General features: G+C 66.2%; 12 protein-coding genes. 4 read left to right on the forward strand and 8 right to left on the reverse strand.

Annotation, left to right across the window (positions count from 1 at the left end):
• Positions 1-46: 46 nt before the first annotated feature.
• The 3 genes from Q4E25_RS00280 to lepA form a co-directional block, all read right to left on the reverse strand.
• Positions 47-1,384, reverse strand: coding sequence for a M20 family metallopeptidase (locus tag Q4E25_RS00280; protein WP_303153173.1), 1,338 nt, complete (start codon positions 1,382-1,384; stop codon positions 47-49).
• A 19-nt stretch (positions 1,385-1,403) separates the two neighbouring features.
• Positions 1,404-2,483 carry an HNH endonuclease signature motif containing protein gene (locus tag Q4E25_RS00285; protein ID WP_303152764.1) on the reverse strand — a complete coding sequence of 360 codons (1,080 nt, stop codon included), beginning with the start codon at positions 2,481-2,483 and terminating at the stop codon, positions 1,404-1,406.
• Positions 2,484-2,706: 223 nt separating this feature from the next.
• Positions 2,707-4,557 carry a translation elongation factor 4 gene (gene lepA / locus Q4E25_RS00290; protein ID WP_303152766.1) on the reverse strand — a complete coding sequence of 617 codons (1,851 nt, stop codon included), beginning with the start codon at positions 4,555-4,557 and terminating at the stop codon, positions 2,707-2,709.
• 18 nt (positions 4,558-4,575) lie between these two features.
• On the opposite strand from lepA, the gene Q4E25_RS00295 reads away from it, so the two are divergent.
• The 4 genes from Q4E25_RS00295 (at position 4,576) to Q4E25_RS00310 (ending at position 7,809) form a co-directional block, all read left to right on the forward strand.
• Positions 4,576-5,115, forward strand: a complete 540-nt coding sequence (locus Q4E25_RS00295; RefSeq protein WP_303152767.1) for a type II toxin-antitoxin system PemK/MazF family toxin — start codon at positions 4,576-4,578, stop codon at positions 5,113-5,115.
• Positions 5,116-5,325: 210 nt separating this feature from the next.
• Positions 5,326-5,589 carry a 30S ribosomal protein S20 gene (gene rpsT / locus Q4E25_RS00300; RefSeq protein WP_303152768.1) on the forward strand — a complete coding sequence of 88 codons (264 nt, stop codon included), beginning with the start codon at positions 5,326-5,328 and terminating at the stop codon, positions 5,587-5,589.
• A 110-nt stretch (positions 5,590-5,699) separates the two neighbouring features.
• On the forward strand, positions 5,700-6,548 hold the full coding sequence (locus tag Q4E25_RS00305) for a DNA adenine methylase (protein WP_303152770.1): 849 nt from the start codon (positions 5,700-5,702) through the stop codon (positions 6,546-6,548).
• Complete coding sequence (locus tag Q4E25_RS00310; protein WP_303152772.1) at positions 6,535-7,809, forward strand: hypothetical protein; 1,275 nt, start codon at positions 6,535-6,537, stop codon at positions 7,807-7,809. The genes Q4E25_RS00305 and Q4E25_RS00310 overlap by 14 nt, the downstream gene beginning before the upstream one ends.
• On the opposite strand, the gene Q4E25_RS00315 is transcribed toward Q4E25_RS00310, so the two are convergent.
• The 5 genes from Q4E25_RS00315 to Q4E25_RS00335 are packed head-to-tail and all read right to left on the reverse strand — an operon-like array spanning position 7,778 to position 11,694.
• A complete protein-coding gene (locus tag Q4E25_RS00315; protein ID WP_303152773.1) occupies positions 7,778-8,425 on the reverse strand; it encodes a LysE family translocator in 648 nt (215 codons plus the stop codon). The two genes, Q4E25_RS00310 and Q4E25_RS00315, sit on opposite strands and share 32 nt — an antisense overlap.
• Positions 8,422-8,790, reverse strand: a complete 369-nt coding sequence (locus tag Q4E25_RS00320) for an ankyrin repeat domain-containing protein (RefSeq protein WP_303152774.1) — start codon at positions 8,788-8,790, stop codon at positions 8,422-8,424. Before Q4E25_RS00320 ends, Q4E25_RS00315 begins: the two co-directional genes overlap by 4 nt.
• 11 nt (positions 8,791-8,801) lie before the next feature.
• The gene (holA, locus tag Q4E25_RS00325; protein ID WP_303152776.1) at positions 8,802-9,755 is read right to left on the reverse strand and encodes a DNA polymerase III subunit delta; all 954 of its coding nucleotides are present in this window, start codon (positions 9,753-9,755) and stop codon (positions 8,802-8,804) included.
• A gap of 5 nt (positions 9,756-9,760) precedes the next feature.
• Complete coding sequence (locus Q4E25_RS00330; RefSeq protein WP_303152778.1) at positions 9,761-11,071, reverse strand: ComEC/Rec2 family competence protein; 1,311 nt, start codon at positions 11,069-11,071, stop codon at positions 9,761-9,763.
• On the reverse strand, positions 11,068-11,694 hold the full coding sequence (locus tag Q4E25_RS00335) for a ComEA family DNA-binding protein (protein ID WP_303152780.1): 627 nt from the start codon (positions 11,692-11,694) through the stop codon (positions 11,068-11,070). Before Q4E25_RS00335 ends, Q4E25_RS00330 begins: the two co-directional genes overlap by 4 nt.
• Between the last annotated feature and the right edge of the window lie 72 nt (positions 11,695-11,766).

Below are 11,766 nucleotides of genomic sequence, written 5' to 3' on the forward strand. Positions count from 1 at the left end.
AATCTGGCAGCTGCATGGCCCACATCCTAGCCCATTCGCGCCTGCGTCAGGACACCGGAGCGCGCATGGCCTTGGTAGCGGAGGAAGGGTGCACCTCCTCTGCGGCGAGTCGCTCGAATGCCACCGCGGCCAGCGCTGCGGCTTGGTCCCCCAAGACAGAGTCATCGAAGCGCACCAGCGGCGAGTGATTCCATTCGCGCACGTGCTCCGGGGTGTTCGGGTTCGCCGTGCCGAACCACATGAAGGTGCCCGGCACCTGGGAGAGCACGGCGCCGAAGTCCTCCGAGGCCATCATCGGATAGTCCATGCGCACGATGTTCTCCGCGCCAAACATCCCACCCCACAGGGAGGCGGCGAACTGGTCCTCGCGTGGGTCCGTCTTCGTGGCGGTGTAGAGCACCTCGAAGTCCACCTTGGCCGTGCACCGGTGCGAGGATGCCACTGAACCGGCCACCTCGATCACCATCTGGCGCACGGCCTCGATGTTCTCATCCCGCAGGATGCGCACCGTGGCCCCGAGCTTGGCGTGATCCGGGATGACGTTGATGGCGCCGTCCCCCGCCCGCAGGTTGGTCACCGTGATGACGATGGGATCATTAGCATCGAAGCGCCTGGTGAGCGCCACCTGGATGGCCATCTGAATCTCCGCCAGCGCCGCCACAGGATCCACGGCATCGTGCGGCCGAGAACCGTGGCCGCCTTTTCCAAAGACCGTGATCTCCAAGTTGGAGGACGAGGCCATCATCGGCCCCGGCACATGGTGGAACGTCCCGCGATCCTGCGGCCCGACGTGCAGGCCGTAGGCGGCAATGGGACGTCGCCCAGCGGCGTCGAGCACACCCTCCTCAATCATCGGTTGAGCGCCGCCGGGGCCTTCCTCCCCCGGTTGGAACATGAAGATGACGTCGCCGTAGAGCTCCTCGCGGTGATCGCAGAGCATGGTGACCGCGCCGATGAGGCCTGCGGTGTGCATGTCATGGCCGCAGGCGTGCATGTTGCCGTTGGTGGAGGCGAAGGTATCCCCCGTCTGCTCGCGAATGGGAAGCGCATCCATGTCCGCGCGCAGCAGCACCGAGACCGGGCGCTCGCCGCGCTTTCCGCCGCGCAGCACCGCCACGACGGAACTCAAATCGTGGCCCAGCTGAATCTCCAAAGGCAGCCCGTCGAGCGCCTCGAGGACCTTCTTCTGGGTGCGCGGCATATCCAGCCCGATCTCCGGGTTCTGGTGCAGGTCGCGGCGGAAGTCCTGCAGGCGCGGCAACAGTGCAGCACCCTCCTCCTTGAAGACTTCGCAGGCGGGGCGATCCCCAATCTTGGCAGCCGTCACGGGCAAGGGCGGGAGCTGCTGCCCTTGGCGACGCCGCTTCTTCGGGATGGGTTCCATCATCACTCCTTCCGGTTTGTCACGAGGGTACCTGCACATCGTCGAAGGACACCACGTTTCCGCGCGCTTCCCACGCTGCCATGCGCTGGGCGACGGTCTGCCGCCAATTCGCCACGTCCGGTACCACGACACCCTTGGCCTGGTTGGCCTCCCAGGTTCCGTCCTCAAAGAGCCAGTAGATATCCCCGGTTATCGGGTCCATGATGTAGAAGGCTCGGCGGTCTGTCTTGATGTTGTGGCAGTGCTGGCACAGGCAGACCAGGTTATCGGTGGAGGTGGGCCCGCCGGAGCCGTACTCCACGCGATGGTCGAGCTGGCAGCGGTTCGCGGGCGTGCTGCAATTGCCGGGGCCGCGGCAGGTGCCGTCACGCCCCTCCACGAAGGAACGCACCCTCGCGCTGGGCCGGTAGCCCTCGTTGGCGCCGGGCGCGATGTGGCGCACGGTAGCGTCCACCGGCGGCTCGATATACCCGTAGCCGGGCAGGAAGGCCAGGGAGTTGCCGAGCTCCTGGTAGGTGTTGATCACCACCTTCTTCTCCACGGGCTCGAGGATGCAGGCGGCTAGAGCCTTGGCAAAGGAGATGTTTTCTTCCTCGGCGCGCTTGCGCACGAGGCGGTCGATGCTCTCGGCGGTGATGGGATCGAAGGTGGCGCTGAGCTCGCCGCGGCCGTTCTTGCGCTGCATCTGGTAGCGGTCACGCTCTTCCTCGTCCTCGCCCTGCAGGATGTTGTGCAGGGCGAGCACCTCGGAGATGACGTTGCGGATGCGGGCGGCATCGGGCAGGCGCTGGTTGCGCCGGCTGGGTGTGAACACCTCCACGAGTGCGTCATCGACGTGCGGGAAGACGCTCGGGTCTACGCCTTGCAGGGCCTTGCCCACGGCGAGGATGCGATCAAAATCCAGGAACCATTGCTGCTGGTTGAGGCGTGAGATCTTGGGAAGATGGGAGAGCTTTTCGAATCCATAGAACAGATGCTCGGCCCGGTAGGGGCTCATGCCGAAGTCGCGGCTCACGCTGGTGAAGGCGATATCGGCGTCATCCCCGGGGCCGGGGATGACGGATTCGAAGGCCAGCCAATTGAGGCGGTTACAGTCCATGAAAGCCCTGGCTGATTGGGATTCTGGATTGAGAGGGGCAAAGTAGGGTCCGTCCATTGCGATGTCCTTACCGGATAGGGAAAGTAGGGCGGCGCAGCGTCCTTATCAGCTGCTGGCCACCACGCTACAACCCACCCCGGACATTCGCAATAGCTTTCGAACGAGCGCCGCATTAGCCCTGTTCGCCAGAGTATTTACCCCCGACTACCCCCGAAAGGCGAGGCTAGCCCTCGCCATCCGTCGAGAGCGCAGCCACGAAGGCCTCCTGCGGCACGGATACCGAGCCGATGGACTTCATGCGCTTCTTACCGGCCTTCTGCTTCTCCAGCAGCTTGCGCTTACGGGAGATATCGCCGCCGTAGCACTTGGCCAGCACGTCCTTACGCATCGCGCGGATGTTCTCACGGGCGATGATCTTGGAGCCGATGGCCGCCTGCACAGGCACCTCGAACTGCTGGCGAGGGATAAGCTCCTTGAGCTTCTTGGTCATCTTGTTGCCGTACCACTGCGCGGAATCGCGGTGGACGATGGCAGAGAAGGCATCCACGGGGTCGCCGTTGAGCAGGATGTCCACCTTGACCAGATCCGCCAGCTGCTCGCCGGCCTCCTCGTAGTTGAGGGAGGCGTAGCCCTTGGTACGAGACTTGAGCATGTCAAAGAAATCGAAGATGATTTCACCGAGGGGCATCGTATAGCGCAGCTCCACGCGGTCCTCAGAGAGGTAGTCCATGCCGCCCATCTGGCCGCGCTTGGACTGGCACAGCTCCATCGTCGGGCCCACGAACTGCTCGGGAACGATGATGGTCATCTTCACAATCGGCTCGTAGACCTCGCGCAGCTTGCCGCCGGGCCAGTCCGAGGGGTTGTGCACCAGGGACTCGGTGCCGTCCTCCGCCACCACGCGGTAGGTCACCGAGGGCGCGGTGGAAATGAGATCCAGGCCGAACTCGCGCTCCAGGCGGTCGCGGGTGATCTCCATGTGCAACAGGCCCAGGAATCCGCAGCGGAAGCCAAAGCCCAGGGCGACGGAGGTTTCGGGCTCGTAGGTGAGGGAGGCGTCGTTAAGCTGCAGCTTCTCCAGGGCGTCGCGCAGGTCCGGGAAGTCCGCCTGGGAGATGGGAAACAGGCCGGAGTACACCATCGGGTTGGGGTCCGCGTAGCCCTTGAGCGGCTCCTCGGCGCCATTCGACGCCCAGGTAATGGTGTCACCCACCTTGGTCTCGCGCACGTTCTTCACGCCGGTGATGAGGTAACCCACCTCGCCTGGGCCCAGGCCCTCGCACTTGTTCATGGTGGGGCTGACGATGCCCACCTCCAGCAGCTCGTGGTTCGCGCCGGTGGACATCATGGTGACCTTCTGACGCGGCTTGAGGGTGCCGTCCATCATGCGGATATAGGTCACCACACCGCGGTAGGTGTCATACACGGAGTCAAAGATGAGCGCGCGAGCCGGCGCATCCGGGCCCAGCTCAGAGGTCGGCGCCGGGATGAGCTCAACCACCTTGTCCAGCAACTCGGCCACTCCCTCGCCCGTCTTGCCGGACACGCGCAGGACGTCCTCCGGCTCGCAGCCAATAATGTTGGCGATCTCCAGGGCGTACTTCTCCGGATCCGCGGCCGGCAGATCGATCTTGTTGAGGACCGGGATGATCTCCAGGTCATTCTCCATGGCCAGGTAGAGGTTGGCCAGGGTTTGGGCTTCGATGCCTTGGGCGGCGTCGACAAGCAGGATGGCTCCCTCACAGGCCTCCAGGGCGCGGGAGACCTCGTAGGTAAAGTCCACGTGACCAGGGGTGTCAATCATCTGCATGACAATCTCTTGGCCCGCGAACTCGCCGCTGCGCGGAATCCAGGGCAGGCGCACGTTCTGCGCCTTAATGGTGATGCCGCGCTCGCGCTCGATATCCATGTTGTCGAGGTATTGATCGCGCATGTCGCGGGCTTCAACTACCTGCGACAACTGCAGGATGCGGTCAGCCAGCGTCGACTTGCCGTGGTCGATGTGGGCAATGATGCAGAAGTTTCGAATCCGCGAAGGATCCGTAAACGTAGTGGCCGCAAAGTTTTTAGACATGCGTTTAGAATAGTCCACATGACTAGCGGAAACCCATTGGCCCGGATCCGCGAGGCACTGGGCATCGGAGAACGCGAGCCTGTCGACGCCGGCCTCGCCCGCATCAACGAGCGCCTCGGGCTGAATCAAAGCACCTCGTTTAAGGAGCCACGCAAGCCCGCGTCCATCCGCGTGGAGCCTACCGACGCCCACCCGCGCAGCGTCTTCTTCACCCCAGAGATGGATGGCCAGGCGGACTCAGGCGAGGTGGTCTGGGTCTGGGCGCCCTCCGACGGCAAACAGTCTCCCCCGCGCGAGCGCGCCGTACTCATCGTCTCGCGCACCCGCACCACCGTGCTGGGCCTGCTCATCTCCCCCAATCCCGCCCACGCGGATGATGAGGAGTGGCTGGACATCGGCACCGGCGAGTGGGACGAATCGGGCCGCCAGTGCTGGGTGCGCATGGACCGCCTGCTGGAGATCTCCGAGGAGGAATGCCGCCGGCAGGGCACCCTCTTTCCCGAGCGGCGCTTCGAGCGCGTGGCCAACCGGCTGCGCTCCATGTACCACTGGGCCTAGTATCACTGGGCCTAATATCACCGGGCCTGATTTGGGTTTTCAGCAGCGCACTTGCTAACTTTTTCTAGATACTTACTTTCCGGGCGCGTTGGTCGGGGCGGTCAGGACCTTGGGTCCGCTCATCGAACACCAACGCCGAGCGCACGCGGGACATGTCCGGCGGGTTAGTTTCCCAACCGTAATCATCACGATTTCCAAGAGGTAATAATCATGGCAAACATTAAGTCCAAGCAGAAGCGCATCATCACCAACGAGAAGGCTCGCCAGCGCAACAAGGCTGTGCGCTCCGCCGTCCGTACCGAGATCCGCAAGTTCCGCGAGGCCGTTGCTGCTGGCGACAAGGCTGCAGCCGAGAAGCAGCTGCGCGTTGCGTCCCGCGCTCTGGACAAGTCCGTGTCCAAGGGTGTCTTCCACCGCAACAACGCCGCCAACAAGAAGTCCGGTATGGCTAACGCCTTCAACAAGATGGCCTAAGTTCTAGCCCATCAACGGATGCAGGGAGATCTCCTCGGAGGTCTCCCTTTTCTTGTGTTCGAACACCCTCCCGAGTCGTGTCCGGAGCGCACGCTACACTCTCTTGCGTTATGAAAAATGTCAAGCCTTTGCTCAAGTGGGTCGGCGGCAAACGCCAGCTGCTGCCGGAGATTCATGCTGCGCTGCCGGAGGAGGGCTTCGGGCGCTACTTCGAGCCCTTCCTCGGCGGCGGGGCGGTGCTCTTTTCGCTAACCCCGGACAAAGCCAGTGTCAATGACCTCAACACCGAGCTCATCACCGTCTACGAGGTGGTGCGCGATGAAGTCGAGGAGCTCATTGCGCTGCTGCGCGGCTACCCCAACGAGGAAGAGTTCTTCTACCAGATGCGCGGGCTGGACCGCGAGCCCGGGTTTGCCGCGCTGACCCCCGTGCAGCGGGCCGCGCGCACCATCTACCTCAATAAAACCTGCTACAACGGCCTCTACCGCGTGAACAACGCCGGACAGTTCAACGCGCCTTTTGGGCGCTACGCCAACCCCGCTATCTGCGACGAGCCCACGCTGCGCGCGGTGAGCACCTACCTGCGGGAGGCGGAGGTGGAGTTCCACAACGGGGACTACGCGGCCATCCTTTCCCAGGCCACGCGGGGTGACTTTGTCTACTTCGACCCGCCCTATGACCCCGTTAACCCCACGAGCAACTTCACCGGCTACCAGTCCGGGGGCTTCGGCCGTGCGGACCAGATTCGCCTCAAGGAGACCTGCGACGAGCTCGATGCCCGCGGGGTGAACTTCTTGCTCTCCAACTCCGCCACGGAGTTCATCAAGGAGCTCTACCGCGACTACGAGGTGGGCATCGTCGGCGCGACCCGCGCGGTCAATTCCGTGGCCTCCAAGCGCGGCAAGGTGGATGAGGTGCTGGTGCGCAACTACTCGGTGGCGGGCCGTGGCCGGGCTTAACGACGACGCCTGGGCCCGCGTCTTCGCCACCCCCGAGGTAGCCCAGGCCGTGGTCGGTGAGGGCTACGTGATCATCACTGCTGCCCGCCTCAAAGAGCTGGCGGGCCGCGAGCCACGGCTGCTGGCCAAGCACGATTTCTCCGCCGCCCGCCCCGCCTACTTCCGCGAGCACGGGCTGTCTATCCTTCCGGTGCGGCGCGACGCCTACCTGGTGGGCCGCTTCAGCCTCTACGAGGACTTCCCCACCCAGCCCGCTCCCCTGAAGCGGCTGCGGGTTCCCGCGGGGATCGAGTCCCTCGACTTTGAGAACCTCACCTCGGAGGCCGTCATGCTCAACGCCGCGGTGCTGGCCGGGGTGCTGGAGGATTTCGTCGGCGGCAGCCAGCTGCTGCCCACCGTCACCGGGCGCATGTCCACCACACAAATTCCGCTGCGCCTGCGGGATCTCGGGCTGGAGTACACCGTCGACCGCGCCCAGATGGAGATCGACGGCGGCTACGAATCCGCCGAGCACGTGGTGCTCGTGGAGGCCAAGAACCGTCTCTCGCCGGACTTCAACATCCGCCAGCTCTACTTCCCCTTCCGGCGCTTCTCGCAGGCGCTGAGCAAGCCGGTGCTGCCGGTCTACGTGGTCTACTCCAACGGAGTGTTCCACCTCTACCGCTACAGCTTCCCGGACCCGGAAGACTTCCGCAGCATCCGTCTGGAGGATTCCGCGCGCTACGTGCTGGGCGCTACGGAGTTGACGCTCTCGGTGGTGGAGGACATCGCCGAGCAGACCCACCCCAACGCCGAGCCCGCGGCCCCCTTCCCGCAGGCGGATTCCTTCGCCCGCGTGGTCAGTCTGTTGGAGATGCTCCCACTGCGCAAGGCGGATATCCCCGAGCTCTTTGGTTTCACCCCGCGCCAGGCGGATTACTACGTCAACGCCGGGCGCTACCTGGGGCTGATGTGGGTGCGCGACGGCGTGGTCGAGGGCATCGAGCTGCCGGGCTCGCGGGATAGGCGCAACCTCACGCTCCTCGGCGCGTTGGCGCGGCGACGGGTGTTCAACGGGATGATTCGCCTGGTGTGCACGCACCAGCGCCCACTGGCCAAGGAGGAGGCCATCGCGCTCATGGAGGACGCAGGGTTGAAGCTGAGCGGGACGACGCTGCCGCGGAGGGCGTCGACAGTCGTGGCGTGGTCGCACTGGGTGTGGGACCTCGTCGCACCCAGGCAGCTCAGCCTCAGGGAAGCGCAGCCGCCGCAGACACGGTGATGAGCGCGCAGCCCGCCACGGCAAAGAAGGTTCCCGCCGCGATGTCAATCCACGGTCCCGCGGCCAGCATGCGCCGGCGAATCGCCGGGGTGGAAATCACCGTGCACAGCACGAGGAAGACCGCGTAGGCAGACAGCGACATGCTGAGGATGAGCACCACGGAAAGCCACAGCGGCGGGTGGGCGGGCAGCAGCGGGGCGATCATCGCCGCGAGAAAGAGCACGATCTTCGGGTTGGAGAGGTTGGTGGCCAGCCCGGTGCGGAAGGCCTGGCGCAGGCTACCCAGGCGGGTGGCGGCCTCTTCCATGTCCGCCGGCGGGTTGCGGCGCAGCTCCAGGCCGCCGCGGATGGAGCGTACGCCCATGAAGATGAGGAAGGTGCCGCCGATGGCCTGAATGGCCTGCAGGATCCCGGGAAACGCGGTGAGCAGGGCCGCCGCGCCCATGACGGTGAGGGTGCACCAGAAGAGCACGCCGAGCTGGATGCCAGTGGCGGCCATGATGGCGTGCTTGCGCGAGCGGGTGGCGTACCGTGTGACCAGGACGATATCGGGGCCCGGGGCAATCGCTCCGAGGATGTTCATCACCAACAGCGCACCGAAGGCGGTGAGATTCATGAAAGCCGCTCGAGGAGATCAGCGCGGCCGAACATGCGGGCCGAGTCCACGGCGTTGGGGTTGCCGGCCAGGGGGTCGGCGCCGGCGGCGAGGAGGGCGTCGATCACCGCGTCCTCCTTCTTGAAGATGGCCCCGGCCAGCGGGGACTGCTGGCGGTCATTGAGCAGGTTGACATCCGCGCCGGCGGCGGCGAGCTTGCGCACCAGCTCCGCGTGCCCGTGGTAGGCGGCGAGCATGATGAAGGACTGGCCTTCCTGGTTGACCAGATCGACGTTGACGCCCTGGGAGATATAGTCCAGCAGGGTCTCGTCCCCGTTGCGTGCGAAATCGAAGAGCTTTGAGGCAAATTCTTGGATATCGTCCATAGCTTGTGAGTCTAACGTGCGAGCTCCGCGATCCTTCGCACGGCCGCCTCGATGGCGAATTCCTCCTCGCCGCCCTGGCCCTTGACGGCGGCGTCGAGCTCGGAGACGAGGATCACCGCCTTGGAGATGTTCTCCCCCGACCAGCGCCGCGCCACGGGCTGCGTCATCTTGACCACGTAGGGCGCTAGCCCCGCCTGCTTGGCCACCGAGAACTGATCCCCGCGCGCGGAGTAGAGCCGGGCGATGGCGCCGACCTTGTTGGCCAGGGCCGCAGCGATGGCCACGGGGCTCGCCCCGAGCTGCAGGGCGCGGCGGCAGGTGGACACCGCCTCCTCCAGCTTGCCGGCCACGGCGGCATCCGCGATGTCCCAGTTGGCGACCTCCGCGATACTCACGTAGTACTGGCGCACCGCCTCGCGGGTGACGTTGCCGTTGGTGTCAAAGACCAGCTGGGAGATGGCCGAGGCCAGCTCACGCAGGTCGGAGCCGACGCCGTCGAGCACCGCCTGCACCACGTCCGGGGTGGGCCGCACGCCGTGCGCGGCGAACTCGCGGGTGGCCCAGGGCCCCAGCTCGTTGGTGTAGAGGGAGAAGACCTCGTGCACCTCGGCGAATGTACGCAGCTTGGCGACGATCTCCGGGGGCTTCTTCTTGCCCTTCAAGGTCTTGGCCGTCACCGAGTAGATGAGCACGAGGGTCATGCCGGGCATGGGGTTGGAGCAGGCGTCGAGAAGAATGCGCGTGACCTCCTTGCCAGCGCGCTCGACGTCGCTGATTACGATGACGCGGTTATCCCCGAAGAGGGAGGGGCTGGTGGCCTCCAGGAGTTCGCCCTCACTGACCTCGGAGGCCTTGAGTCGGCGCAGCTCCACGCCCTGACCCGCTGCCTTTTGGATGGACAGGCGGGCGCGCTCGGTGAGGAATTCATCGTCTCCGAGGATGAGGTGCACGGCAGCTGTAGACATGTCCGCTATCTTAGCGGCCGCAGGTACATCACTCCGGCGAGCACCCAGCAGCCGAGCAGGAGCACCGGAATGGGGCCGGTGGCGATGCTGGCGTGCGGCAGCCGGGAACACCCCGTAGCCACCAGATGTATCCACCCGCTCAGCGGCTCGATGAGTGCCACGAGGCCGCGGGCCACCACGGCCAGCGGGCCGAGCTGCGCGGCGATGGCGGCGACGAGCCCCACGACGGTGATCGGTGCTACCACCGGGGCCGCCAGCACGTTGGCCAGCACGGAGACCCCGGATACCTGCCCGGCCATGAGCGCGATAAGCGGCATGGTGACGATGTCCGCGGCAAGCGCCACCGCCACGGCGCGCACCACGATGTGTGGCCAGCCAGTGTGCGCGATGACTCCCACTAGGCGCGGGCTCAAGACCACGATGCCCGCGGTGGCCGCCACCGAGAGCGCGAAGCCGAAGCTCACCGCGAGATCGCTATCCACCGCCAGCAGGCTGAGCACGCCGAGGCTGAGGGCGTGCAGCGGCTCCATGCGCGCCGAGCCCAGCACTGCGGCCAGCCCCGCCAGGCCCGCGACGGTGGCGCGCTGCACCGAGGGCTCCCAGCCCACCAGGCCAACGTAGAGCAGCAGCGCGCACAGGCTGGCGGCCACCCGGGCGCGCGGGCCCACCACGAGCAGCGCGGCGGCCGAGCACACAATGGCCACGTTGGAGCCCGAAACCGCGCTCAGGTGCGAGAGCCCGGTGTCCACGTAGAGCTGCCGCTCGGCGGGGCTCTGCAGGGAGGTATCCCCCAAGACCATGCCGGGAATGAGGCCGTCGCTGCACACCTCGCGGAAGTTCTGCGCCACCTCGGCGGCAAAGCCCGCCCAGCCCTGCGGCGGGGCGCTCGCGGTGACCTCCCCGTTGAAGACCACCGCCGCCACCCCGGGGCGATCCGAGGGGCTAGCTTCCCCGCTGACCTGCACGATGCTGCCACTCACCGCCGCGGGCTGCTCCTGCACGAAGACCGGCAGCTGCGCGGGGTAGCCGGGCACTGTGAGCTTGAGCAGCCACCCGGAGGGCACCTCGGTGGGCGCGGCGAGCACGCGGCCGGTGACCTCGCCGCCGAAGGCAAAGGCGTCTGCGCGCCGCGTGCGGACGAGGGCGAGAAGGCCGTAGAGGCAGGCACTCGCGGCGCAAAGAATGGCCTGGCCGCGCGGGCGCAGGAAGGCCGCCGCCGCAGCCCCGACGAGCACCAGCCACGGCAGGGTGAAGGCCACCGCGAGTGTGGCCAGCCACGCCGCCACCGCGGCGGGCACCAGGCGCAGCTCCCTCACAGGCGGACCTGATCCTTGATGGTCTCCATTTTGGCGGGGCCGATGCCGGAGACGTCGAGAAGCTGCTCAATCGAGCTGAAGCCACCGATCTCCTCGCGGTGCGCCACGATGGCCTCCGCGGTGACCTCCCCTATCCCCTTGAGCTGCGTGAGCTGCTCGGCGCTGGCGGTATTCAGGCTCAGCGCGCCCTCCTCGGCCGGCTCGGCGGGCTGTTCGCCTGGCTTGGCGACGACCACCTGTTCCCCATCCTTGAGCCTCTGTGCCTGGTTGAGGGCGAGCAGATCCGCCTCGGGGCGCGGGCGGGCGGCCGAGAGGGCGTCGGCCACCCGCGCGCCCGGCGGCAGCGTGACCAGGCCGGGGTTATCCACCTCCCCGACCACCGAGACGATGAGCTCGCTGGGCTCGGCGGGCTCGCTGCTCACCGCCGCCTCCAGGTAGGGGTTGGGCGCCGGCCGGGAGCTCAGCCCCAGCCACACCACCAGGCCCACCACGGCAACGGCCACCAGCCCCAGGGCCAGCGGGACGGGCACCTTGAGGCGCGGGCGCGGGAAGTCGACGGTGAGGAGCTCCTCCTCGCCGGTGGGGCGGGTGAGTTCGCGCAGGCGGTCGCTGACGGGGTTCATGAGCCCAACGCTAGGGCGCGCTCCCTGCCTGCCGCGAGGGGGAGTTTCTGCTGCTGTGGATAACTTGTTGAG

Origin of the sequence: Corynebacterium sp. (assembly GCF_030532325.1) — a bacterium.
Taxonomy (GTDB): domain Bacteria; phylum Actinomycetota; class Actinomycetes; order Mycobacteriales; family Mycobacteriaceae; genus Corynebacterium.